At 69.4% G+C, this 24462-nt stretch carries 19 protein-coding genes; 4 read left to right on the forward strand and 15 right to left on the reverse strand.

Annotated features, from left to right (window positions below; genetic code table 11):
- Positions 1 to 2: 2 nt before the first annotated feature.
- On the reverse strand, positions 3 to 1166 hold the full coding sequence (locus ABFT43_RS19700) for a M24 family metallopeptidase (protein ID WP_347961990.1): 1164 nt from the start codon (positions 1164 to 1166) through the stop codon (positions 3 to 5).
- Between the two features lie 84 nt (positions 1167 to 1250).
- On the opposite strand from ABFT43_RS19700, the gene ABFT43_RS19705 reads away from it, so the two are divergent.
- Entirely contained in the window at positions 1251 to 2201 is a 951-nt protein-coding gene (locus ABFT43_RS19705; protein WP_347962040.1) for a 5'-3' exonuclease, read from the forward strand.
- Positions 2202 to 2204: 3 nt separating this feature from the next.
- Here the strand turns inward: ABFT43_RS19705 and ABFT43_RS19710 are convergent, their stop codons facing one another.
- From ABFT43_RS19710 to dop, 11 genes are all read right to left on the reverse strand, one after another.
- Positions 2205 to 3026: a DUF4333 domain-containing protein gene (locus tag ABFT43_RS19710; RefSeq protein ID WP_347961991.1), complete on the reverse strand. Its 822-nt coding sequence runs from the start codon at positions 3024 to 3026 to the stop codon at positions 2205 to 2207.
- A gap of 238 nt (positions 3027 to 3264) precedes the next feature.
- Positions 3265 to 6066 carry a DEAD/DEAH box helicase gene (locus ABFT43_RS19715; protein WP_347961992.1) on the reverse strand — a complete coding sequence of 934 codons (2802 nt, stop codon included), beginning with the start codon at positions 6064 to 6066 and terminating at the stop codon, positions 3265 to 3267.
- On the reverse strand, positions 6063 to 7037 hold the full coding sequence (gene tatC, locus ABFT43_RS19720) for a twin-arginine translocase subunit TatC (protein ID WP_347961993.1): 975 nt from the start codon (positions 7035 to 7037) through the stop codon (positions 6063 to 6065). Before tatC ends, ABFT43_RS19715 begins: the two co-directional genes overlap by 4 nt.
- A 20-nt stretch (positions 7038 to 7057) precedes the next feature.
- Positions 7058 to 7306 (reverse strand): Sec-independent protein translocase subunit TatA, encoded by a 249-nt coding sequence (gene tatA, locus ABFT43_RS19725; RefSeq protein WP_347961994.1) that lies wholly within the window; start codon positions 7304 to 7306, stop codon positions 7058 to 7060.
- A 48-nt stretch (positions 7307 to 7354) separates the two neighbouring features.
- Positions 7355 to 8347 carry a helix-turn-helix transcriptional regulator gene (locus ABFT43_RS19730; RefSeq protein WP_347961995.1) on the reverse strand — a complete coding sequence of 331 codons (993 nt, stop codon included), beginning with the start codon at positions 8345 to 8347 and terminating at the stop codon, positions 7355 to 7357.
- Entirely contained in the window at positions 8347 to 9339 is a 993-nt protein-coding gene (locus tag ABFT43_RS19735; RefSeq protein ID WP_347961996.1) for a helix-turn-helix transcriptional regulator, read from the reverse strand. Before ABFT43_RS19735 ends, ABFT43_RS19730 begins: the two co-directional genes overlap by 1 nt.
- Before the next feature lie 51 nt (positions 9340 to 9390).
- Positions 9391 to 10749 (reverse strand): Pup--protein ligase, encoded by a 1359-nt coding sequence (gene pafA, locus ABFT43_RS19740; protein WP_347961997.1) that lies wholly within the window; start codon positions 10747 to 10749, stop codon positions 9391 to 9393.
- 69 nt (positions 10750 to 10818) lie between these two features.
- Positions 10819 to 11619: a proteasome subunit alpha gene (prcA, locus tag ABFT43_RS19745; protein ID WP_347961998.1), complete on the reverse strand. Its 801-nt coding sequence runs from the start codon at positions 11617 to 11619 to the stop codon at positions 10819 to 10821.
- On the reverse strand, positions 11616 to 12497 hold the full coding sequence (gene prcB / locus ABFT43_RS19750; protein ID WP_347961999.1) for a proteasome subunit beta: 882 nt from the start codon (positions 12495 to 12497) through the stop codon (positions 11616 to 11618). Before prcB ends, prcA begins: the two co-directional genes overlap by 4 nt.
- Positions 12494 to 12685 (reverse strand): ubiquitin-like protein Pup, encoded by a 192-nt coding sequence (locus ABFT43_RS19755; RefSeq protein WP_004019064.1) that lies wholly within the window; start codon positions 12683 to 12685, stop codon positions 12494 to 12496. The genes prcB and ABFT43_RS19755 overlap by 4 nt, the downstream gene beginning before the upstream one ends.
- A 220-nt stretch (positions 12686 to 12905) precedes the next feature.
- Positions 12906 to 14405 (reverse strand): depupylase/deamidase Dop, encoded by a 1500-nt coding sequence (gene dop, locus ABFT43_RS19760; RefSeq protein WP_347962000.1) that lies wholly within the window; start codon positions 14403 to 14405, stop codon positions 12906 to 12908.
- An 81-nt stretch (positions 14406 to 14486) separates the two neighbouring features.
- Here dop and glgP point away from each other — a divergent pair, with 81 nt between their 5' ends.
- Entirely contained in the window at positions 14487 to 17027 is a 2541-nt protein-coding gene (gene glgP, locus ABFT43_RS19765) for an alpha-glucan family phosphorylase (RefSeq protein ID WP_347962001.1), read from the forward strand.
- Between the two features lie 4 nt (positions 17028 to 17031).
- Here the strand turns inward: glgP and ABFT43_RS19770 are convergent, their stop codons facing one another.
- The 3 genes from ABFT43_RS19770 to ABFT43_RS19780 form a co-directional block, all read right to left on the reverse strand.
- A complete protein-coding gene (locus tag ABFT43_RS19770; RefSeq protein ID WP_347962041.1) occupies positions 17032 to 19536 on the reverse strand; it encodes an FHA domain-containing protein in 2505 nt (834 codons plus the stop codon).
- A gap of 121 nt (positions 19537 to 19657) precedes the next feature.
- Complete coding sequence (gene arc / locus ABFT43_RS19775; protein WP_347962002.1) at positions 19658 to 21445, reverse strand: proteasome ATPase; 1788 nt, start codon at positions 21443 to 21445, stop codon at positions 19658 to 19660.
- A gap of 180 nt (positions 21446 to 21625) precedes the next feature.
- A complete protein-coding gene (locus tag ABFT43_RS19780; RefSeq protein ID WP_347962003.1) occupies positions 21626 to 22456 on the reverse strand; it encodes a tRNA (adenine-N1)-methyltransferase in 831 nt (276 codons plus the stop codon).
- Between the two features lie 151 nt (positions 22457 to 22607).
- Between ABFT43_RS19780 and ABFT43_RS19785 the strand changes: the two genes are divergently transcribed.
- Positions 22608 to 23543 carry a RecB family exonuclease gene (locus tag ABFT43_RS19785; RefSeq protein ID WP_347962042.1) on the forward strand — a complete coding sequence of 312 codons (936 nt, stop codon included), beginning with the start codon at positions 22608 to 22610 and terminating at the stop codon, positions 23541 to 23543.
- A gap of 31 nt (positions 23544 to 23574) precedes the next feature.
- Positions 23575 to 24435 (forward strand): thioesterase family protein, encoded by an 861-nt coding sequence (locus tag ABFT43_RS19790; RefSeq protein ID WP_347962004.1) that lies wholly within the window; start codon positions 23575 to 23577, stop codon positions 24433 to 24435.
- The last annotated feature ends 27 nt before the right edge of the window (positions 24436 to 24462 follow it).

Consider the following 24462-nt stretch of genomic DNA (forward strand, 5'->3'; position numbering starts at 1 on the left):
GGTCAGAGCTGCACGAGTTCGTGCGGGCGGTTGTTCAGGGATTCGCAGCCGTCCTCGGTGACGAGGACGATGTCCTCGATGCGGGCGCCCCACCGACCGGAGAAGTACACCCCCGGTTCCACGCTGAACGCCATGCCCGGGCGCAGGACGAGGTCGTTTCCCTCGACGATGTAGGGCTCCTCGTGCACCGACAGACCGATGCCGTGGCCGGTGCGGTGGATGAACCTGTCGGCCAGGCCGCGTGACCGCAACAGGTCCCGCCCGGCGGCGTCGACGGACTCGGCGGTGACACCCGGACGCACGGCGGCCACCCCCGCACGCTGGGCCTCCTGCAGCGCTGCGTACGCGTCTGCGATCTCGGCGGGCGGCTCCTGGAAGCAATAGGTGCGGGTGGAGTCGGAATTGTAGCCGGGTTCGACGGGTCCGCCGATGTCGATGACGACGATGTCCGAGCGTTCGATGACGCGGTCGGAGAACTCGTGATGCGGATCGGCGCCGTTGGGGCCGGAGCCGACGATGATGAACGCGGCCTCGCTGTGGCCCTCGTCGAGGATCGCGGCGCGGATGTCGTCGGCGACCTCCCGTTCGGTGCGGCCGGGCCGCAGCCACTCTCCCATGCGCGCGTGCACGCGGTCGATCGCGGCGCCTGCGCGGCGCAGGGCCTCGATCTCGGCGTCGTCCTTGACCATGCGCAGCTCCCGCAGCACCGACGTGGCGAGTTGCGGTGTGGCGCCGGTCTTCTGGGCGAACGGGATGACGTGCAGCGCGGGCATCGAATCCGACACCGCGATCACCGGCTTCGAGCCGATCCCCGACAGCGCCAACCCGTGCGGATCGTCGCCGTCGACCCAGTCGGCGACCTCGATGTCGAGATCACCGACCGCGGAACCAGACAAGGACGGCACCTCGAGACGCGCGATGACCAGTTTCGGGGTGCCCGACGACGGGATGACGAGCGCGGTGAGGCGTTCGAAGGTGTCGGCGCGGGAACCGACGAGGTAGCGCAGGTCCGGTCCGGGCGACACCACGAGCGCGTCGAGTCCCGCCTCGGCGGTCAGTTCCGCGGCGCGGCGCATGCGGTCGCGGTAGACCTCGGGCGCGAACAGCGGGGCCCCGGCGTCGGCGGCCGAATCGGCGGTGGGCGTGGTGCTCTGAGACGCTGCCATGGTCGAAGACTACCGCCGGGTCCGCGGGTCGTGGTGACGCGGCGCAGCCGTCAATGCGAGAGTGTGTGGGTGACGGATTCGTTGATGCTGCTCGACGGTGCGAGCCTGTGGTTCCGGTCGTTCTACGCCCTACCAGAGAAGATGACCAGCCCGGACGGGCGACCGGTCAACGCGGTCCGCGGGTTCATCGACACCATCGCGAATCTCGTGACCCGCGAACACCCGACGCGACTGGTGGTGTGCCTCGACCTCGACTGGCGTCCGGACTTCCGAACCGCGCTCATTCCCTCCTACAAGGCGCATCGCGTCGCGGTCGAGGACGGCGCGACCGATCCGACCGGCACCACCACGGTCGACGTCGAGGAGGTCCCCGACACCCTGACCCCGCAGGTCGACATGATCATGGACGTCCTCGCCGCGGCGGGCATCGCCACGTCGGGGGCGGTCGGATGCGAGGCCGACGACGTCATCGGGACGCTGGCCCACGACGAGGCGAGGGACCCGGTGATCGTCGTCAGTGGTGACCGGGACCTGTTGCAGGTGGTCGTCGACGACCCGGTGCCCGTTCGCGTGCTCTACGTGGGCCGCGGGCTGGCGAAGGCCGAGATGATGGGTCCGGTCGAGGTCGCCGAGAAGTACGGCGTGCCCGTCGAGCGCGCCGGCATGGGTTATGCCGAGATGTCGATGCTGCGCGGCGACCCGTCCGACGGTCTGCCCGGCGTGAGCGGTATCGGCGAGAAGACGGCGGCGAAGCTCATCAGCGAGTACGGCAGTCTCGACGCGCTGGAGGCCGCGGCCGCGGACCCGTCGTCGAAGCTGCCCACACGTGCCCGCAACGCGATCCTCGCGGCGACGGACTACCTGGACAAGGCGCGAACCGTGGTGTGCGTGCGCACCGACGCCGAGACCATCGACAGCGGACCCGACGTGCTGCCCGCGGAACCGGCCGACCCCGAGGCACTGGCCGCGCTCGTCGAGGAGCTCGGCATCGGGGCCTCGGTGGGGCGGTTGTCGAAGGCGTTGGGGTGGCCCTGAGCGTCAGCTCGGACGCGACACCTCGTACTTGCCGTCGTCGTCGATGAAGGTGACGGTGACCTGCTGGTCCTGCCCTCCGACGGTGACCGAACAGGTGAACGAGGCACCCTTCTTCACGCGCTGCCCGGACGGGCACTTCACGTTGCTGACCTCGCTGGCCTGGTAGTCCTCGGTCAGGATCTTCTGCACACCCTTCTCGGCGGCCTGCTGATCGAGGTTCTTCGGGGCCCAGCCCGGCCACGCGAACGCGGTGATCACCAGGATCACGGCGACGACCACCAGCACACCGGCACCGGCGAACAGCGCCGTGATCAGCTTCTTCCTCGACCTGGGCGGAGTCGCCATGCCGGCGAACTGATCGGGCGCGCCGAACGGCCCCTGGCCCTGCGGCGGCTGACCGTAGGGCTGCTGGCCGAACTGGCCCGGCCCGCCGAACTGATTCGGGTCGGGCTGGCCGTAGGGCTGCGACGGCCCGCCGTAGTTGGGGGTGCCGTAGTTGGGGGTGCCGTAGTTGGGGGTGCCGTAATTGGGGGTGCCGTAATTGGGGACACCGTGGCCCGGGCCCTGACCGGGCTGGCCGTAGGGACCCGGCTGACCCGGCTGCGAGGTCGGGAACGCCACCTGGGTCGGCTGGCTCTCGGCCGGGTTCGGTGATCCCGGATTCGGGTTCTGGGGCGCCTGCGGCTGACCGAAAGCCTGCCCCTGCGGCGGCTGGCCATACGGGTTCTGCTGGTACGGGTTCGCCTGGTAGGGCTCCTGGGGCCGGCCGGCACCGGGATCGCCCGGGTCGGGTTGGGACGGATTCGGGTTGTACGGATCGGTCATGAGTCCCTCCCACTCGGCCTGACCCCCTGGGCGGGCGTCGGCGAACCTCGACGTCACGCGACAGCGCCGGGCGCGTTCCCACCCCGACACCGAATGCGCGATGAACGTTACCTCAGCGGATGCCGAGTATCGGTAATCGATCCACGTGGCGCGCGGCGGCGTCGTCCACACAGGTGACGACCGGCGCGGATTTCCGCGCCGACGTGCGGTTTCGCGTCGGCCTCGACCCGGTTCGACCTCACCCCAGTTCGGCCGCGACGACGCCGCGCCGGATCGCCTTCACCGCCGCGCGGGCCGTGCCGCCGAGCCGGGTGTCGGTGCCCACGCACAGGCGGATCTGTTCCAGCAGATCGATGACCTGACGATTCCATCGGACGAAGTCGCCCGGGGACAGCAACTGTCCACGCTCGCCGGCGAGGAGCAGCGCCTCGGTGAGCGAGCGGCCCGACGCCCAGGTGGCGATGGCGAGCGAGAACCCGGTGTCGGGTTCGCGGGTCGGCGTGACCCGGTGACGGGTCTCGATCTCGGTGACGCGCGTCCAGATCTCCACGGTCGCGGTCAGCGCTTCCCGAAGTGACCGGCTGCCGGGCATCGTGTCGATGCCTCCATGACTGTCGCGGCGGCTCTCGTAGACGAGCGCGGCGACCACCGCGGCCAGGTCCGAGGGCGAGAGGTGCTCCCACACGCCGGCGCGGATGCACTCGGTGACGACGAGGTCGCTCTCGCTGTAGATCCGGGCGAGCACCTGTCCGGAGTCGGTGACCCGCATCGTGTGGCCGGTGGACTCCGAGGAGTCGCGGACCCGCTCGAGGTAGCCGAGTTCGCTGAGCACGCCGACGATGTGGTCGAAGGTGATGCCGAGCGTCGAGGTGCGTTCGCCGATGGCGCGTTCGGCGTTGACGATGTCGCGCAGCAACCGATTGCGTTTCTCGGCGAGGCGGAACAGCTCGTCGCCGTTGTTCAGCTGATGAGCCGGGTGCTCGCGCAGCAGCTTCCGCAGACGACGCAACTCGGGATCGTCGGCGGCCTCGGCGCGCTTCTTGGAGCGCCCGCGTGGCATCTCGATGCCGGTGGAGCGCAACGCCGATGCGAGGTCGCGGCGTCCGCGACCGGTGCGCCGGTCGGCGTTCTTCGGCAGGCGCATGTTGCCGAGGACCTCGGGCGGGTTCACGAAGTCACGCAACGCGACGCGGCCGCACCATGCGTCCTCGGTGACGACGAGCGGCTTCGGGTCGGCGGCCTGAGTGGCCGGTTCGACGACCACCGCGAGACCACGGTGACGACCGACCGGGACGGCGACGACGTGCCCGCGCTTCAGCGCGGCGAGATCGGACACGATCGCATCCTCGGTGTGGATGCGCTTGCGGTACTTGAGGTCCCGCTCGCGGCGACGGATCTCCTCGCGCAGCGTGATGTACCCGAGGAAGCCGGTGTACGGCTCGCCGCCCTCCTCACCACCCGGTTCGATGCCGCGGGCCTCGGCGGCGCGGGCCAGTTCGAGGTCGAGGCGGCGCAGGGCCCGTTGCGACTCGTGCAGTTTGCGGGCCTGCCCGACCACCGACCGGTCGGCCTGGAACTGCGCGAACGAGCGATGCAGCAGTTCGCGGGCGCCGTCGAGTCCGAGCCGGCCGAGCAGGTTGACCGCCATGTTGTATTCGGGCGAGAACGAGCTGCGCAGCGGGAAGGTGCGGGCCCCGGCGAGGCCGGCGACCTCCTCCGGGATCACCTCGGGGGTCCACACCACGACGGCATGCCCCTCGACGTCGATGCCGCGGCGGCCGGCGCGACCGGTCAGCTGCGTGTACTCGCCCGGCGTCAGGTCGACGTGGGACTCGCCGTTGTACTTGACGAGACGCTCGAGCACGACGGACCGAGCGGGCATGTTGATGCCGAGCGCGAGGGTCTCGGTCGCGAAGACGACCTTCACGAGGCCCTTGACGAACAGTTCCTCGACGGCGTGCCGGAACATCGGCAGCAGGCCCGCGTGATGCGCGGCGAGGCCGCGGCGAAGACCTTCACGCCACTCGTCAACGCCCAAGAGGTCCGCGTCACCGGGCGACAGTTCCGACAGGTGCCGGTCGACGACCTCGTCGACCCCGGCGACCTCGTCGGGCGCCAGCAGGGACAGACCGGACCGCAGGCACTGCGCGAGCGCGGCGTCGCAGCCGGCCCGGGAGAAGATGAAGTCGATCGCCGGCAGCAGTCCCTCGCGGTCGAGGACCCCGAGCATGTGCGGGCGGGACAACACGGGTCCCCGCCCGCTTCGTCGGGGCGCACCGCTTCGCCGGCCCCGGCCCCGACCGCGGGCGTCGCGTTCGTCGTCGGCGAGCAGGATGCGGTGCCGGATCTGCCGCTTCAGCTCGGGGTTGAGGCGCGGACGCGAGGTGCCCTTGCGGTGTTCGGGATCGCGGTCGGCGGGGTCGAACAGGTCGAAGAGGCGGTTGCCGACGAGCATGTGCTGCGACAGCGGCACCGGGCGGTGTTCGTCGACGATGACCGAGGTGTCGCCACGGACGGTCTGGATCCAGTCGCCGAACTCCTCGGCGTTGCTGACCGTCGCCGACAGGCTGACCACCCGCACCGACGGTTCGAGATGGAGGATGACCTCCTCCCACACCGCGCCGCGGAACCGGTCGGCGAGGAAGTGGACCTCGTCCATCACGACGTGCGACAGACCGTCGAGCGCCCGCGACTCGGCGTAGATCATGTTGCGGACGACCTCGGTGGTCATCACCACGACCGGAGCGTCGGGGTTGATCGACGAGTCGCCGGTGAGCAGGCCCACCGACTCGTGGCCGTGCACGGCGACGAGGTCGGCGTACTTCTGGTTGCTCAACGCCTTGATCGGCGTCGTGTAGAAGCACTTCGTGCCGCCCGCGAGCGCCAGGTGGACGGCGAACTCGCCGACGATCGTCTTGCCTGCGCCGGTGGGCGCGCACACGAGTACGCCGTGCCCGGCCTCGAGAGCCTCACAGGCACGGCGCTGGAAATCGTCGAGAGCGAAATCGAGCCGTGAGGTGAACGCGTCGAGTTGGGTCACAGGACGTCGTCGAATGTCTCGCGGTCCCGCGTCGAGGTCCTGGCGGCGTTCGGGGAACCGGAGGCCGACGTCGCGATCGGCGACGGCGACGGCACCGGGCGCATCGGCGGGAGCGGGCTCGCCTCGTCGTCGGACAGGCCCTCCCAGCTCGGGGCCTTCTTGGCGAGACGCTTGTCGTGGAGGCGGGCGAACTGGATGGCGAACTCCAGCAGGACCGTCAACGCCAGCGCGAGCGCGAGCATGGTGAACGGATCCTGGCCCGGGGTGACGATGGCCGCGAACACGAACATCGCGAAGATGAGGCCGCGCCGCCACTTCTTGAGCCGCTCGTATGGCAGCACCCGGACGATGTTGAGGGCGATGATCAGCAACGGCAGCTCGAAGCTCACGCCGAAGATGATCAGGATGTGGATCATGAAGCCGAAGTACTGGTCACCGGCCAGCGCGGTGACCTGGACCTCGTTGCCGACGGTCAACAGGAAGTCGAAGGCCTTCGCGACGACGAGGTACGCCAGGACGGCGCCGGCGACGAAGAGCGTGGTCGCGATCGAGACGAAGGCCAGGCCGTAGCGGCGTTCGTTGTCGTGCAGGCCGGGAGTGATGAACTGCCAGGTCTGATACATCCAGACCGGGCACGCCAGCACGATGCCCGCGGTGAGCGCGACCTTCAGACGCAGCATGAACTGGTCGAAGGGACCCGTCGCGAGGAGCCGGCACGAGTCGTCGGCGGTCAGCGAGGCACGGGCCGAGGCGGGCAGGTCGCAGTAGGGGCCGCGAAGCATGTCGCCCAGCGACGGGACGCCCAGGAAGCCGTAGCTGTACCAGACGAAGCCGAGAATGGTGGTGAGGACGATCGCCACCAGTGAGATGACCATCCGCGTGCGCAGCTCATAGAGGTGCTCCACCAACGACATCGTGCCGTCGGGGTTGAGTTTGCGCTTGCGGTAACGAGGGTCGAAGGGAATGCGCACTCGGAGTCTCCGAAGCGCCCCTATGCCGATTTCTTGGTGTCGGCGTTCGAGGTGGTACCCGGGGTGGTGTCACCGGACGGCGGCAGCTCGCGCTGCGGCTCGGCGGGGGCCGGCGCCTCGTCGTCCTTCTGCATCTCCTTGACCTCGCTCTTGAAGATGCGCAGCGACTGGCCGAGTCCGCGCGCCATGTCCGGCAGCTTCTTCGCGCCGAACAGAAGCACCAGCACGATGATGACGATCGCCCAATGCCACGGAGACATGAAGCCCATGAGTAAACCCTTCAGGTTCGAAGCCAGATACGTGTGATGCTACCCGAGTCATGCCTGGTCGGTACCGGCCGCCGACCGGCGATATCGGTCACGCGCCGCGGCGGCCGCCGTCGCGACCGCCTCGGCGATGGCCGGGGCGTCGAGCACCCGCACCGATCCGCCGAACCCGAGGACGAAGCGGGTCAGCCACTCCGGGGAGCCGTAGACCATGCGGGCACGGACCGGCTGCTCCGGGTCGCGGTCGGCGATCGGGGTGATCGGTTCCACCGGGTAGTAGTCGAGAATCCACAGGTGATCGGGGTCGATCTCGAGTTCGACGGCCGGCAGGTCCGGGTTCTCGGTGACCAGCACCGACTGCGACGACGCCTCCGCGTCGGCGGGCGGGGTGCCCGGTTCGTCGAGGGCCTCGGCGGTGTCGATGCGGTCGAACCGGAACAGCCGCACCCCCTCGGCCATCCGACACCACGCCTCGAGGTAGGTGTGCTGGTCCATCACCTGCAACCGGATCGGGTCGACGGTGCGTTCGGTGACGCTGTCGCGGCTGGCCGAGTAGTACCGCAGTCGCAGCGCCCGGTTGTTGCGGACCGCGTCGCGCACGGTGGTATAGGTCGGGTTCTCCCCCGCCGACGCCCCGTCGTCGGCGCCGGGCAGACCGGGGACCGAGGTCGCGCCGACCGCCTCCTCGATCTTCGCGATCGCGCGGCGTGCGGCGGCGACGTCGACGACACCCGGTGTCTCGACGAGTGCGCGCAGCGCGACGAGCAGGGTGCTGGCCTCGATCGTCGTCAGCCGCAGCGGCCGGTCCATGCCGGCGGTGAACCCGACGTTGACGTAGCCCTCGCTGAACTCGAGCTCGATGAGGTCGTCTGGGTAATAGCCGGGCAGGCCGCAGACGAACAGCAGCTCGAGATCCTTGGTGAGCTGCGCCGGGGTGACGCCGAGGTCGCGCGCGGCCTGCTCGATGGAGATCCCGTTGCGGGACTGGAAGTACGGGACCATCGCGAGCAGCCGGGCCAGGCGCGACGGCTGTGCGGCGGCCATCAGGCGCTCACCCCCGTCATGCGGTCGAGGCCGGCGATGACCAGATCGCGCAGCTCGGGCGGATCGAGGACGACCGCGTCGCGTCCGGCGCCGAGCACCATGCGGGCGACCGTGGACAGGGAGTGGATCTCCACGGTCAGCACGTCGCCGGCCTCCCCGTCGAACTCGCCGGGTTCGCTCGCCGCGGCGGCGCGACGCAGACCGGCCGCACGTCCGGCGGCGACCCAGATGCGGGCGGCCCGGCCGTCGGTACCGGCGGCGGAGTCGACGGCGGTGGACACGATCTTCTGCAGGTCGGTGCCCTCGGGCACGGTCACCGCATCTCTCGGGCCGACCGGCTTCATCTCGGTGATCCGCGACAGCCGGAAGGTGCGGGTGGCCTCCCGGTCGAGGTCGTGCCCGACGACGTACCAGCGTCCGCGGTGCGACACGACACCCCACGGTTTGAGACGCCTGGGGGCCGGGGTGGCGGTCGCCGACGAGCGGTGCGTGAACTCGACGGCCCGCCTGTCCTGGATGGCGTTGAGGAAACCGGCGATCACCGGCTCGGCGCCCATCGACCGGGACGTGCCGCCCGCGGTGATGCCCAGGTCGTCCTCGCTGCGCACGTCCAGACCGGCGGCGCGGAGCTTGAGGATCGCGCTCTGCGACAGCGTCGACACCTCCGGGGTGTCCCACAGCGCGGCGGCCATCGCGATCGCCGCGGCCTCCTCGGAGTCCAGGGAGATCTCGGGCAGCTCGTAGGTGTCGCGGTCGATCCGGTAGCCCTCGGCGCCGCCGGACATCGGTGACCGTCCGGTCACCAGCGGGATACCGAGGTCGCGTAGTTCGTTCTTGTCCCGCTCGAACATCCGGTTGAACGCCTCGTCGGACTGGCCCTCATCGGAGTAGCCCGCGACGTTCTTGCGGATGTACTCGGCGGTGACGTACTGCCGCGTCCACAGAAGACAGATCACGAGGTTGAGCAGTCGCTCGACTTTCGGTGTGGCCACTGCGTCAGGTTAGAACGTACGTGCGGTCGGTGTGCGGAGGCACGCGGGTCGTCACATCGACGCGATCAGCCGGTCGACGCGCTCGTCGACGCTGCGGAACGGGTCCTTGCACAACACGGTGCGCTGGGCCTGGTCGTTGAGCTTGAGGTGCACCCAGTCGACGGTGAAGTCGCGGCCGGCCTTCTGCGCGGCGGCGATGAAGTCACCGCGCAGCTTGGCCCGGGTGGTCTGCGGCGGCTCGTTGACCGCGTTCTTGATCGCCTCGTCGGTGGTCGCACGGGCGACGAGCCCCTTGCGCACCAACACGTCGAAGACGCCGCGGCCGCGCTTGATGTCGTGGAAGGCGAGATCGAGTTGCGCGATCTTCGGGTCGGACAGCTCCATCGAGTACTTGTCCTGGTAACGCTGGAACAGCTTGCGCTTGATGACCCAGTCGATCTCGGTGTCGACCTTGGCGAAGTCGTCGGCCTCCACCGCGTCGAGCATCCGGCCCCACAGGTCGACGACCATGTCCATCTCGGGATCGGGGCGACGGTTGGCGAGGTGTTCGACCGCGCGCGCGTGGTACTCACGCTGGATGTCGAGGGCACTGGCCGTGCGGCCGCCGGCCAGCCGGACCGGACGACGCCCGGTCGGGTCGTGGCTGACCTCGCGGATGGCACGGATCGGGTTGTCGAGCGCGAAGTCGCGGAAGGCGACCCCGGCCTCGATCATCTCCAGCACCAGCGCCGCCGAGCCGACCTTCAGCAGGGTCGTCATCTCGGACATGTTGGAGTCGCCGACGATGACGTGCAGGCGCCGGTACTTCTCGGCGTCGGCGTGCGGTTCGTCGCGGGTGTTGATGATCGGTCGCGAGCGGGTGGTCGCCGAGGAGACGCCCTCCCAGATGTGCTCGGCGCGCTGCGACAGGCAGAAGGTCGCGGCCTTCGGTGTCTGCAGCACCTTGCCCGCGCCGCAGATCAGCTGCCGGGTCACCAGGAACGGCAGCAGCACGTCGGAGATCCGGGAGAACTCCCCCGCCCGCACGACGAGGTAGTTCTCGTGGCAGCCGTACGAATTGCCCGCGGAGTCGGTGTTGTTCTTGAACAGGTAGATGTCACCGCCGATGCCCTCGTCGGCGAGTCGCTGCTCGGCGTCGACGAGCAGGTCCTCGAGGACGAGCTCGCCGGCACGGTCGTGGTTGATCAGCTGGATCAGGCTGTCGCACTCGGCGGTGGCGTACTCGGGGTGCGAACCGACGTCGAGGTAGAGCCGGGCGCCGTTCTGCAGGAAGACGTTCGAGGATCGGCCCCACGACACGACGCGGCGGAACAGGTACCGCGCCACCTCGTCGGGACTCAGCCGACGATGACCGTGGAATGTGCATGTGACACCGAATTCGGTCTCGATGCCCATGATTCGTCGCTGCACTTGACCAACCCTACCCGCGGGACCCGCGGACGGCCGGGTATCGCCACCCGGCCGCCGCGGGCCGTCGCGTCACTGATTCGATCCGTCGCCGGAGTCGTCGGATGTCGTGTCCCCCGAGGGGGTGTCGCCGGAGTCCCCGGCCGCGGGTGCGGCCGGCGCCGGCAGGTACTGCTCGACGGCCGCCGACGTCAGGCGCTTGTACGCCCGGCGCGGACGGTTGCGGTCGAGGACGGCGACCTCGAGGTCGCCGGCGGTGAGCTGCCGCGGGGCGGCGGTGCCGCCGTTGCCCGCGTCGGCCGGTGTCGCCAGCGCCCGCACCGCGACGCCGATGGCCTCACCGAGCTCCATGTCGGGTCGATAGCTCTCCTTGAGGGCCGCGGCGATCGGCTCGGTGTTGCCACCCATCACCAGGAACCGCGTCTCGTCGGTGATCGACCCGTCGTACGAGATCCGGTACAGCTGCGACGGTTTCGGTTTGCCCGGCCGCGCGACCTCGGCGACGCACAGCTCCACCTCGAACGGCTTCGGCTGCTCGGTGAAGACGCTGCCGAGCGCGTTGGCGTAGGTGTTCGCCAGCGACAGGCCGGAGACGTCCCGGCGGTCGTAGCTGTAACCGCGCATGTCGGCGAGCTGGATGCCCGCCTTGCGCAGACTCTCGAACTCGTTGTATTTGCCGACCGCGGCGAACCCGATGCGGTCGTAGATCTCGCTGGTCTTGCGGAGGGTGTTCGACGGGTTCTCCGCGACGAACAGCACACCGTCGGCGTAGGTCAGGATGACCACGGATCGGCCGCGTGCGATGCCCTTGCGCGCGAGTTCCGAGCGATCGCGCATGATCTGCTCGGCACTGGCGTAGTACGGGAACGTCATCGCGCACCTCCCTCGTGCTGGGAAGCGCGGCGTTCGACGACGGTCCGCGCCACGTTCTCGATCTCGCCCGCGTCCACCTCCCGCGCGCCTTCGGCGTCGACGATCGCCGCCATCGGGAAGATCTTGCGCACCAGGTCGGGACCACCGGTGGCCGAGTCGTCGTCGGCGGCGTCGTAGAGCGACTCGACCGCGATCTCCAGCGCCTGGTCGGCGGTGAGATCCGGGCGGTAGAGCTTCTTCAGCGACGACTTGGCGAAGACCGAGCCGGAGCCGATGGCGGTGTAGCCGCCGAACTCCTCGTGCCGGTCGCCGGCGACGTCGAAGGTGAAGATCCGTCCGGGCTCGCCCGGGTCGTCATGATCGGTGTCGTAGCCGACGAGCAGCGGGATCGCGGCGAGGCCCTGCATGGCCGCGCCGAGGTTGCCGCGCACCATGCTGGCGAGGCGGCTCACCTTGCCGTCGAGCGTGAGCGGGACGCCCTCGATCTTCTCGTAGTGCTCGAGCTCCACCGCGAACAACCGGACCATCTCGATCGCGATGCCCGCGGTGCCGGCGATGCCGGCCGCCGAGTAGTCGTCGGTGATGTACACCTTTTTGACGTCGCGGGTCGCGATGAGATTGCCCATGGTCGCGCGGCGGTCACCGGCGATCACGACACCGCCCGGGTACGAGACCGCGACGATCGTGGTGCCGTGGGGGATGTCCCCGGCACCGTCCACGCCGCCTGCGAACGAACCCACGCGGTCAACCTGTGCCTGCGGCAACTGCTCGGGAGCGTACTGCCGCAGGAACTCGGTGAACGACGAGATGTCGGCGCCCAGGGTGAAACCGGTACGGGACTGTGAGAGTGGGGGCAGTGAACCGAACCTGTCGCTCACTGGCCGCCCTTCTGCACGTAGGCACGCACGAAGTCCTCGGCGTTCTCCTCGAGCACGTCATCGATCTCGTCGAGCAGGTCGTCGGTGTCCTCGGCCAGCTTCTCGCGACGTTCCTGTCCGGCACCGGAATCGGGGCCCACGCCCTCGTCGTCGCCGCCGCCGCCACGCTTGGTCTGTTCCTGCGCCATCTGCTGCCTCCTTCAACCGATCGCCCCGTGTCGGGCTACCCGCGACCGACCACCTCCGGGTCTGGGCGACCCGGCGGATCAACCGGCACTCACCGGAGGAGAGATCCGTGTGATCCGGCCTCGGAATCGTGTGCTCCCACAGTACCTGCGGGAGCGACGACAGGGGCGAAACGAAGCACAAGCCCGCGCCGTGTCCGCGTCACGGTCGGCGCATGCGCGTCTACGTGGTGAGCTGATCGACGAGTTCGGCCGCCGAGTCCACCTGGTCGAGCAGCTTGCCCACGTGCGCCTTGGTGCCGCGCAACGGTTCCAGGGTCGGGATCCGGACCAGCGAGTCGCCGCCGAGGTCGAAGATCACCGAGTCCCAACTGGCCGCGGCGACGTCGGCGCCGAAACGCCGCAGGCACTCGCCTCGGAAGTAGGCGCGGGTGTTGTGGGGCGGCTCGTGTACGGCGCGCAACACGTCGTTCTCGTCGACGAGCCGCTTCATCGAGCCGCGTGCGACGAGCCGGTTGTACAGGCCCTTGTCGAGGCGGACGTCGGAATACTGCAGGTCGATGAGTTGCAGGCGCGGCGCCGACCACGACAGGCCCTCGCGCTGGCGGAAGCCCTCGAGGATGCGCAGCTTGGCCGGCCAGTCGAGGATGTCGGCGCACTCCATGGGATCGCGCTCGAGACGGTCGAGGACGTCGGCCCAGGTCTCCAGGACGTGCTTGGCGCGCTCGTCGTCGGAGTGCTCCTGCTCGTGGAACTTCATGCAGCGTTCGAGGTATTCGCGCTGCAGCGCCAGCCCGGTGAGCTCGCGGCCGTCGGTGAGCGCGACCGTCGCGGTCAGGGTCGGGTCGTGGCTGATGGTGTGCACGGCCTGGACCGGGCGGGCGAGTTCGATGTCGGAGAAGTCGACACCGGCCTCGATGAGGTCGAGGACGAGCGCGGTGGTCCCGACCTTGAGGTAGGTCGCGGTCTCGGCGAGGTTGGCGTCGCCGATGATGACGTGCAGGCGGCGGTACCGCTCCGGGTCGGCGTGCGGCTCGTCGCGGGTGTTGATGATGCCGCGCTTGAGGGTGGTCTCCAGGCCGACCTCGACCTCGATGTAGTCGGCGCGCTGCGACAGCTGGAACCCGGCCTCGTCACCGGACTGGCCGATGCCGACGCGGCCGGAGCCGACGATCACCTGACGCGAGGCGAAGAACGTGGTGAGACCGGCGATGACCGCGGTGAACGGCGTCTCGCGGGCCATCAGGTAGTTCTCGTGGGTGCCGTAGGAAGCGCCCTTGCCGTCGATGTTGTTCTTGTACAGCTGCAGCCTGGGCGCGCCCGGGACACTCGCGACGTGCCGGGCCGCGGCCTCCATCACGCGCTCGCCGGCCTTGTCCCAGATGACCGCGTCGAGCGGGTCGGTGACCTCGGGCGCGGAGTACTCGGGGTGGGCGTGGTCGACGTACAGCCGGGCGCCGTTGGTGAGGATCATGTTGGCCGCCCCGATCTCGTCGGCGTCGATGATCGGGGCCGGTCCGGAGCCTCGGCCGAGGTCGAAACCGCGTGCGTCCCGGAGCGGTGACTCGACCTCGTAGTCCCAGCGGGTGCGCTTGGCTCGCGGGACCCCGGCCGCCGCGGCGTAGGCGAGAACGGCCTGGGTGGAGGTCATGATCGGATTCGCGGTCGGGTCGCCGGGAGCGGAGATTCCGTACTCGACCTCGGTACCGATGATTCGCTGCATGCTTCGAGGGTAGAGGGTCGCCGGGAGCACCTCGCATCGTCCCGCTCGCAGGGTCGCGGCCACGGCAGTACCGTCGTCGCCGTGAAAGCATTCCGCCGGTTCACCGTTCGGGTACCGCTGCCCGCCGAACTCGCCGCCCTCGGTCCCCTCGCCCAGAACCTCCGCTGGGTCTGGCATGTGCCCACCCAGGAGGTGTTCGCCGCCGTCGACCCCGAGCGCTGGGCGGCGACCGGTGATCCGTTGCGGGTGCTGGCCGACGTCGACCCGGGGCGCCTGGCCGAACTGGCCGGCGACGCGGGGTTCCGCGCGAAGGTCGACGCGATCCACGCCGAGCTGCAGGAGTATCTCGCCACGCCGCAGTGGTTCGGAGAGTACTCGCGAACCCATCCGGTGCCGAGCGGCATCGCGTACTTCTCGATGGAGTTCGGTGTCTCGGAGGTCCTGCCCATCTACTCCGGCGGACTCGGCATCCTGGCCGGCGACCACCTGAAGGCCGCGTCGGATCTGGGCCTGCCACTGATCGGCGTCGGCCTGTTCTACCGGTCCGGCTATTTTCGGCAGGGTCTCGACCGCGACGGCCGGCAGGTGGAGCGCTACCCCGTCAATAATCCCGGCGACCTGCCGATGACGCTGCTCACCGACGACGGCGCGCCGGTGCTCGTGGAGATCTCGATGCCCGAGGGGCGGACCCTGTCCGCGCAGGTGTGGGTGGTCGAGGTGGGTCGGATCCCGTTGCTGCTGCTCGACTCCGACATCGCCGCCAACACCGACGACGCGCTGCGCTCGGTCACCGACCGGCTCTACGGCGGCGACCAGGAGCACCGCATCCTGCAGGAAATCCTGCTCGGCATCGGCGGCGTGCGCGCACTGCGGGAGTACGTTCGCCTCACCGGACGTGACGAGCCGACCGTCTTCCACATGAACGAGGGTCACGCCGGTTTCCTGGGCACGGAACGGATTCGGGAGCTCGTCGCGGCCGGACTCGACTTCGACACCGCGGAGGCGGTGGTACGGGCGTCCAACATCTTCACCACCCACACCCCGGTCCCCGCGGGCATCGACCGCTTCCCCACCGATCTGGTGACCCGCTACCTGGACGCCGACGAACAGGGCATCTCGCGGCTGCTTCCGGGACTGCCCGCGGCGACCGTGGCCGAACTCGGCGACGAGGCCGACCCCACCGTGTTCAACATGGCGCACATGGGTTTTCGTCTCGGGCAGCGCAGCAACGGCGTGTCACGGCTGCACGGCGAGGTGAGCCGCGAGATGTTCGCCGACCTGTGGCCCGGCTTCGACGCCGCGGACGTCCCGATCGGCGCGGTCACCAACGGCGTCCACGGCCCGACGTGGGTGTCGCAACGGTGGCGTGACTTCGCAGCGGGCGACGAGGACTCCGCGCCCGAGGTGTACGCCGGCCTGCCCGACGAGGAGATCTGGTCGACGCACGAGCGGTTGCGCGCCGACCTCGTCGACGAGGTGCGCCGGCGGGCTCACGCCAGCGGACGCGACCGCGGGTTCACCGACGCCGAACTGGCCTGGACGGCCGAACTCTTCGACCCCGGGGTGCTGACCATCGGATTCGCCCGCCGCGCCGCCACCTACAAGCGGCTCACGCTGATGCTGCGCGACCCGGATCGCCTGCGCCGCATCCTCACCGATCCAGACCGCCCGGTGCAGCTGGTCATCGCGGGCAAGGCGCATCCGGCCGACGACGGGGGCAAGTCGCTGATCCAGCAGATGGTCCGGTTCACCGAGGACCCGGGGCTGCGCGACCGCATCGTCTTCCTGCCGGATTACGACATCTCCATGGCCCGCCACATCTACGCCGGCTGCGACGTGTGGCTGAACAACCCGGTGCGGCCGATGGAGGCGTGCGGGACCTCGGGTATGAAGTCCGCGCTCAACGGCGGACTCAACCTGTCGATCCTCGACGGATGGTGGGACGAGATGGCCGACGGCGAGAACGGTTGGGCCATCCCGTCGGCGGAGGGCGTCGCCGACGAGAACCGGCGCGACGACCTGGAGGCCGAGGCGCTGTACACGCTGCTCGAGGAGACCGTGATCCCGCTGTTCTACGACCGTGACGAGCGCGGTCTGCCGGCTCGGTGGGTGGAGATGATGCGGCACACGCTGACCCGGCTGGGCCCGAAGGTGCTGGCGTCGCGGATGGTCAAGGACTACACGACCGAGCTGTACTGCCCGGCGGCGACCGCCTTCGACGCCGCTTGTGCCGACGATCACGCGGGCGCAAGGGATCTCGCGCGGTACCGCAAGCTACTCGAGCGGTCATGGGGGTCGGTGCTGATCGCCGGCGTCGAGGACACGGACCTCGGTGACGAGCTGCGGGTCACCGCGCACGTGGCGCTCGGCGGACTCGACCCCGGCCACCTGCGGGTCCAGCTCGTCCTGGGCCGCGTCGACGACGAGGGCGAGATCGTCGAGCCGGTGATCGCCGCCATGGAGCCGGCCGACCGGGACTCCTCGGGGCGCGTGGTGTTCGCGGTGGAGGTCCCCCCGCCCGCGTCGGGTCACCTCGGCTACACCGTGCGGGTGCTCCCCCGCCACGAACAGCTCTCGCACGACGCGGAGTTGGGGCTGGTGCGGTATCCGGTGGCGGGGTGAGCCGTCAGCGCTTCTTCAGCCGCAACCGTGAGTAGGTGAACGCCAGCAGCAGCACGCTGATGACGGCGAGCACCCCGTACGCGAGTGCGGTGTGGGCGACCGAGGTGTCCCACAGCGGGATCCGCTGCGGGGCGGCCACGTTGATGTCGTGGAGGTCGACGGCGCCGGCCGCGGCGACATAGCCCCAGAACGACGGGAAGATCCACGACAACTGTTGCAGCACCACGCCGTCGAGCTTGAACAGGCCGCCGCAGAACACCAGCTGCACCATCACCACGATGACCAGTGGCGGCATCACCTGTTCGTTGGACTTGACCGCCGACGAGATGGCGAGCCCCACGAGGGTACTCACGCAGGCGAGGACGGCGACCGCGACCAGCAGCGCGAGTGGTGGCGGCAGCAGGGGCCCACCGAACTCGGGCAGTCCACGCCCGGCGAACGTGATGCCGACCATGATGACGGTCTGCAGGATCGCGGCGATGAAGAACACCACGATCTTCGCGAAGAGGTAGGCGCCGGGCCGCAGCCCGACGGCTCTCTCGCGTTCGAAGATGTCGCGCTCACCGACCAGGTCGCGGACCGTCAGCGCCGCTCCCATGAATGCCGCGCCGACGACCAGGACCACCAGGATCTGGATCGCCTCGGCGCCGTCCTTCGGCGGTGGCGCGTTGGGGATCACCTCGAGGCGGGCGAAGCCGCTCGACCCCGGGATCACCAGGGTCAGCAGGCCGAGCACCACCGGCAACAGCACGAGGAACACAAGGTAGCCGACATCGGCGAAGATCAGCCGCACCTGACGCCGGGCGATGGTCGACGCCTGGCGGGTGAAGCTGGTGTGCGGTACCGGGATCGACGGACCGGGCGGGCGCTGCATCGGTGGCGGTGCCGGAGTGCGGCGGTGCCGTTCGAGGTAGCGCATGTGTGCGGCGTCGGGCTGGTCGGCGACGTAGGCGAAGATCTCCGCCCAGTCCGAGGTGCCCATCTCCTGCTCCACCTGCGCGGGCGGGCCGCAGAACGACGTCTTGCCGCCGGGTGCGAGCAGCAGCACCTGGTCGCACATCGACAGGTAGGTCAGCGAGTGTGTCACCACGAGCACGACGCGACCGGCGTCGGCGAGGCGGCGCAGCGTCGCCATCACCTGGCGGTCCAGCGCGGGATCGAGACCGGAGGTCGGCTCGTCGAGGATCAGCAGCGACGGACCGGTCAGCAACTCCATCGCCACCGAGGCACGCTTCTGCTGGCCGCCGGAGAGCTTTTCGACGCGGGTGTCGACGTGCTCGGTGAGCTGCAACTCACCGAGCACGCCGTCGATGACCCGGTCGCGATCCTCCCTGGACAGGTCGGGCGGCAGGCGCAGTTCGGCGGCATAGCGCAGGGCCTGCCGCAGCGTCAGCTTGTGGTGCAGGACGTCCTTTTGGGGGACCATTCCGATGCGGGTGCGCAGGGCGTCGTACTCGGCGTGGACGTTGCGGCTCTCGAAGGTGACCAGACCCGAGGTCGGCGAGTTGAGGCCGGCGGCGATCTTCGACACCGTCGACTTGCCGGCGCCGGACGGGCCGATCACCGCGGTCAGGGTGCCGGGGCCGGCGCTGAACTCGACGTCGGCGAGCAGGCGCTTTCCGCCGTCGACGACGAGACCGACGCCGTGGACGTGCAGGCCATCGGCGACCGCGGCGCCCTCCTGGCCGCGCATGAGGGTGCCGCCGGACACCACGAAGTCGCTGTTGCCGATGGTGACCACGTCGCCGTCGGCAAGCGGCGCGCTGGACACGCGGTGGCCGTTGACGAAGGTGCCGTTGACCGACCCGAGGTCCTCGATGACGAGCAGCCCGCCGCGATTGGACACCTGGGCGTGGTGGCGCGAGGCGAGGACGTCACTGACGACGATGTCGTTGTCCGGAGTACGACCGATGCGCTGGACGCCGCGCAACGAGATCGATTCGCGCTCCGGCGGAGTCGGCGCCCCGGGCAACCGGTAGACGGCGGAGACGTTCTGCTGCAACGACTGCAGGTGCGGCGCGTTCTGCAGCTCCGGCGGCATCGGCGCCGGCGGCATGGGACGCGGCGGGCGCGCCGGAGCGGGCATCTGCCCGGAGAACGGCGTGTGACCACCGCCCGGCGCCGCGAACCCCGACGTCCGCGGGCCCGACGGGAACCCGCCCGGCGTGGGCGCTCCCCGCCACGGGCCGGGCGCCGGGGGACGGTGGCCGGCCGGATCGACCAGCAGGTCGACGACCGGGCCGGTGCTCGCGTCGCCGAGGCGCACCTGCGTCGGACCGGTGACCATCAACTCGGTCATCCGCTGCCTGCCGGCGAAAAAGCCGTTGGTGCTTCCCATGTCGACGAGGAACCAGGCCGAGCCGCGCCACTCGATCGCCAGATGCCGGCGCGACACCATCGGATGGTTGACGACGATGTCGTTGTCGGGGTCGCGGCCCAGCGTCAGGCGCGGTGACTCCCCCAGCGGATGGGGCGGTCCACCGTCGACGACCACGCGTCCTCGCGCCATCGGTGTACTGTTCATCGCCGCCAACATTAGACCGAGAAAGGCCGCGGAAACCGGCTTTGTACACCAGACGGCCGACCCCCGGAGGAGTCGGCCGTCGGTGGGAGATGAGGGTGCGCTACCGCTACAGGTACTGCCCCGTGTTGGTCTCGGTGTCGATCGCACGGCTCGCGCCCGCGCTCTTGCCGGTGACCAGCGTGCGGATGTAGACGATCCGCTCGCCCTTCTTGCCCGAGATCCGGGCCCAGTCGTCCGGATTCGTGGTGTTGGGCAGGTCCTCGTTCTCGGCGAACTCGTCGAGGATCGAGTCGAACAGATGCTGCACCCGCAGGCCCGGGGCACCGGTCTCCAGCTGCGACTTGATCGCGTACTTCTTGGCTCGGTCGACGACGTTCTGGATCATCGCGCCCGAGTTGAAGTCCTTGAAGTACATGATCTCCTTGTCGCCGTTGGCGTAGGTGACCTCCAGGAAACGGTTGTCCTCGCTCTCGGCGTACATCCGCTCGACGACCTTCTCGATCATCGCCTTCACGCAGGCCGCGCGGTCTCCGCCGAACTCGTCGAGGTCGTCGGCGTGGATCGGCAGATCCTCGGTCAGGTACTTCGAGAAGATGTCGATCGCGCTCTCCGCGTCCGGACGCTCGATCTTGATCTTCACGTCGAGGCGACCGGGACGCAGGATCGCGGGGTCGATCATGTCCTCGCGGTTCGACGCACCGATCACGATGACGTTCTCGAGGCCCTCGACGCCGTCGATCTCGCTGAGCAGCTGCGGCACGACCGTGGTCTCGACGTCGGACGAGACACCCGAACCACGGGTTCGGAAGATCGAGTCCATCTCGTCGAAGAACACGATGACCGGCGTGCCCTCGGACGCCTTCTCCCGGGCGCGCTGGAAGATCAACCGGATGTGACGCTCGGTCTCACCGACGAACTTGTTCAGCAGCTCGGGGCCCTTGATGTTCAGGAAGTAGGACTTCGCCTCCTTGGCGTCGTCGCCGCGGGCCAGCGCGATCTTCTTGGCGAGCGAGTTCGCCACCGCCTTCGCGATGAGCGTCTTGCCACAGCCGGGCGGACCGTAGAGCAGGACGCCCTTCGGCGGACGCAGCTGGTAGTCGCGGAACAGGTCCTTGTGCAGGAACGGAAGCTCGACGGCGTCGCGGATCTGCTCGATCTGCCGGCCGAGGCCACCGATGTCCTCGTAGCCGACGTCGGGGACCTCTTCGAGGACCAGGTCCTCGACCTCGGCCTTGGGCACCCGCTCGAAGGCGAAACCGGCCTTGGTGTCGATGAGCAGCGAGTCACCGGGACGCAGCTTGCGGCGCTTGCCGTCCTCGCCGTCCACCTCGCCGAGCAGTGGCTCGGCCAGCCAGACCACGCGCTCCTCGTCGGCGTGACCGACGACCAGCGCACGCTTGCCGTCCCCGAGGACCTCGCGCAGCGTGCTGATCTCGCCGACCGTGTCGAAGTCACAGGCCTCGACGATGGTCAGCGCCTCGTTCAGGCGCAGCGTCTGACCCTTGCGGAGGGTTTCGGGCTCGATGTTCGGCGAGCAGGTGAGCCGCATCTTGCGGCCCGAGGTGAAGACGTCCACGGTCCCGTCGGGGTACGTGTCGAGCAGCACGCCGTAACCGCTCGGCGGCTGCCCGAGACGGTCCACCTCTTCGCGGAGTGCGACCAGTTGCTGCCGGGCCTCTTTGAGTGTGTCGAGCAACTTCGCATTGCGCGCCGTCAGTGCCTCGACACGTTCCTGGAGCTCCTTGGTGTCCGCCTGGCGCCCGAACGACGGACGTTCGGAACCACTCCGCGCGAGAGGCGGTGTGTAGGCAGGGGTGAAGCCCTCGTCGGGTGCAGTCGCGCTCTCGGGGACCCCGCGGTCCCCAGTGGCGTCGTGACGGTCAGATTCGGTCATTGCTGACTCCTCTCCCCGGCAATCACCCGATCCCTCGATCGGAATGCTCGCGCCGTATCACTACGCTACCGGGGCCGACGAAGAATCGCCCTTCACCCCGCGATCGACGGTGTTGACGGTGTGTTAAATGTGCGTACTCGCAACGTAATCGCGATCTTCGCGGCGCGGAGGATGTTCGGCTCAGCCGCGTGTGGGGCGGCGCTGGGGCCGCAGCGTGGTGGTGCCGTCGGCGAGACGCCGGGCGGTGATCAGAAACGCGGTGTGGCCTTGCATTTTGTGCTCCGGACGCACGGCCAGGCCGACCGCGGACCACTCGCGCAACAGGGTCTCCCAGGCGCGGGGCTCGGTCCAGCACTCCTGGTCGCGCAGCGCTTCGACGACGCGGGAGAGCTGCGTGACGGTGGCCACATACACCGTCAAGACCCCGCCTGGTTTCAACACCGTGCGGACCACATCGAGCGTGTCCCAGGGTGCGAGCATGTCGAGGACGATGCGGTCGAAGCGCTCCTCGGTGTCGATGTTGACGAGGTCGTCGACGACGAGCGTCCAATTCTCCGGGCGGCCGCCGAAGAAGGTATCCACATTGCGGACGGCGTGCTCGGCGTGGTCCTCGCGGATCTCGTAGGAGACGACCTGCCCGCCGGAGCCGACCGCGCGCAGCAGCGAGCAGGTCAGCGCCCCGGAGCCGGCACCGGCCTCCAGGACGCGGGCGCCCGGGAAGATGTCGCCCTCCATCACGATCTGCGCGGAGTCCTTGGGGTAGATCACCTGGGCGCCGCGCGGCATCGACAGCACATAGTCGACGAGCAGCGGGCGCAGCGCCAGGTACTGGGTGCCGCTGGTGGCCGAGACGATGCTGCCCTCGGGGGCGCCGATGAGGTCGTCGTGGGCGATGGCGCCGCGGTGGGTGTGGAAGAGCTTGCCCTCCTCGAGGTGCACCGTGAACTTGCGACCTTTCGCATCGGTCAGCTGCACTCGGTCGCCGACGACGAACGGTCCGGTGGTGGGCACTGATGGTTCCTCTCGTGGAGTGGACAGTGGGGTGGACAAAGGGTGCGGAGATGGGCGGTCAGGACGATACCCGACCGGCGGTTGTGTCCGGATCGCGCGTCGGAGACGCGAACTGTCGGGAGCGGGGCCTAATGTGCGAGACGTGAGCACGATGACCGGCACCGACACCCCCGCGACGGGACCGTCCCCGGACCCCGCCCCGTCGTCGGTCGCTTCGTCCGCAGCCTCCGTCGAGGAGCCCGGCCGCCGCGGCATCGTCGGACGGCCGCTCGCGCTGTCGCCGTCGCGGGCCTCGGATTTCAAGCAGTGCCCGCTGCTCTACCGCTACCGGGCCATCGACCGCTTCCCGGAGACCCCCACACCCGCGCAGACCCGCGGCACCGTCGTCCACGCCGCGCTGGAGAACCTCTTCGACCTGCCCGCCGAACTGCGCACACAGGAATCGGCCGAGCTGCTGGTGGAGGGTGCGTGGGCGGCCCTCTGCGAGGCCGACCCGGAGCTCGCACAGGTGATCGGAGATGGCAGCGAGGAGGCGTTCATCGCCGGCGCCCACAAGCTCATCGCGACGTACTACACGATGGAGAACCCGACCGCCTTCGACGCCGCGGCGGTCGAGGAGCACGTGGAGATCGAGGCCGACGACATGTTGATGCGCGGCTTCATCGACCGCATCGATATCGCGCCGACGGGTGAGATTCGGGTCGTCGACTACAAGACCGGTCGCTCCCCCGGCGAGGCGTACGAGGCCAAGGCCCTGTTCCAGATGAAGTTCTACGCGCTGGCGATCCTGCGGACCCGCGGCGTGGTGCCGGCGCGGTTACAACTGATGTACCTAGCCGACGGCCAGCAGCTCGTGTACCACCCCGACCGCGAGGAACTGCTGCGCTTCGAGCGGACGCTGCGGGCCATCTGGCAGGCGATCCGCACCGCCGTCGCGTCGGGCGACTTCCGGCCGAAGAGGTCCGGGCTCTGCCGGTTCTGCGAGCACAAGGTGCGGTGCCCGGAGTTCGGCGGGCGGGTCCCGCCCTATCCGGGGCCGCCGCCCGGGTTCGAGGCCGCGCCCGGGAGCGCGGCCACCCCCGGGTGACGGACTATGCAGATTGTCATAGGCTGGCGTCGTGGAGAAGGCGTACTACGAACCCGTCGAGGCCCCGGCATCGGCGAACACCGGCCCGGACACCGACCCGGCGGCGACCTACGAATACTTCCGTCCGACCCCCGCGACACTGAGCGTCTGGTCTGATCAGATGCAGCACGGCGGTCCCCCGTCGGCGCTGATGATGCGGTCGCTGTTGCGCTGCGCACCCGATCCCGGCCAGCACCTCACCCGCGTGACGACCGAGATCCTCGGTCCGATCGGACTGGGCGTCAACCGGATCCACGCCCGCGTCGCCCGTCCCGGCCGGCAGATCAGCCTGGTGGAGACCGAACTCGACGTGCAGCAGGCCGACGGGTCCTTCCGGACGGCGGCCCGGTCGGTCGGCTGGCGGATCCGCGCCAAGGACACCTCCGAGATCGCCAACGGGCCGGCTCCGCTGACCCCGCTGCCGGATGAGCTCGAGACGCAGATCGGCTTCCCCGACGACAGCGGCGAGGCCGTCGACTGGGGCACGCTCGGCTTCATCGGCACCGTCGAGTCGGCACGGACCGAGGGCCGCTACGGGCAGACCCCGGCGGTGTGGCTGCGCCCGGCGATCCCCCTCGTCGACGGCGAGAAGACCAGCGACCTCGAGTCGATCTTCACCGTCATCGACGTCGCCAACGGCCTGGGCACCCGACTGCGTCCGAACCAGTGGTCGTGGATGAACACCGACACCACCGTGCACCTCACCCGGGTTCCGAGCGGACCGTGGGTGGGGATCGACGCGCACATGGTCGCCGGCCCGGACGGCTTCGGCGCGACCCTCGGCGACCTCTACGACACGACCGGGTACATCGGGCGGTCGGCGCAGACGGTCATGCTGAACGCGGTCGGCTGACGACCGAACACGACGATGCAGACCTGC

Origin of the sequence: Gordonia aurantiaca (genome assembly GCF_039939235.1) — a bacterium.
Classification (GTDB): Bacteria; Actinomycetota; Actinomycetes; order Mycobacteriales; family Mycobacteriaceae; genus Gordonia.

Excerpts from the sequence above, each read along its gene's own strand:
- ABFT43_RS19700 (WP_347961990.1), bottom strand. The coding sequence starts at position 1,166 with ATGGCAGCGTCTCAGAGCACCACGCCCACCGCCGATTCGGCCGCCGAC.
- ABFT43_RS19705 (WP_347962040.1), top strand. The coding sequence starts at position 1,251 with ATGCTGCTCGACGGTGCGAGCCTGTGGTTCCGGTCGTTCTACGCCCTA.
- ABFT43_RS19710 (WP_347961991.1), bottom strand. The coding sequence starts at position 3,026 with ATGACCGATCCGTACAACCCGAATCCGTCCCAACCCGACCCGGGCGAT.
- tatA (WP_347961994.1), bottom strand. The coding sequence starts at position 7,306 with ATGGGCTTCATGTCTCCGTGGCATTGGGCGATCGTCATCATCGTGCTG.
- ABFT43_RS19730 (WP_347961995.1), bottom strand. The coding sequence starts at position 8,347 with ATGGCCGCCGCACAGCCGTCGCGCCTGGCCCGGCTGCTCGCGATGGTC.
- prcA (WP_347961998.1), bottom strand. The coding sequence starts at position 11,619 with ATGACGTTCCCGTACTACGCCAGTGCCGAGCAGATCATGCGCGATCGC.
- ABFT43_RS19755 (WP_004019064.1), bottom strand. The coding sequence starts at position 12,685 with ATGGCGCAGGAACAGACCAAGCGTGGCGGCGGCGGCGACGACGAGGGC.
- dop (WP_347962000.1), bottom strand. The coding sequence starts at position 14,405 with ATGCAGCGAATCATCGGTACCGAGGTCGAGTACGGAATCTCCGCTCCC.
- ABFT43_RS19770 (WP_347962041.1), bottom strand. The coding sequence starts at position 19,536 with ATGGCGCGAGGACGCGTGGTCGTCGACGGTGGACCGCCCCATCCGCTG.
- arc (WP_347962002.1), bottom strand. The coding sequence starts at position 21,445 with ATGACCGAATCTGACCGTCACGACGCCACTGGGGACCGCGGGGTCCCC.
- ABFT43_RS19785 (WP_347962042.1), top strand. The coding sequence starts at position 22,608 with ATGACCGGCACCGACACCCCCGCGACGGGACCGTCCCCGGACCCCGCC.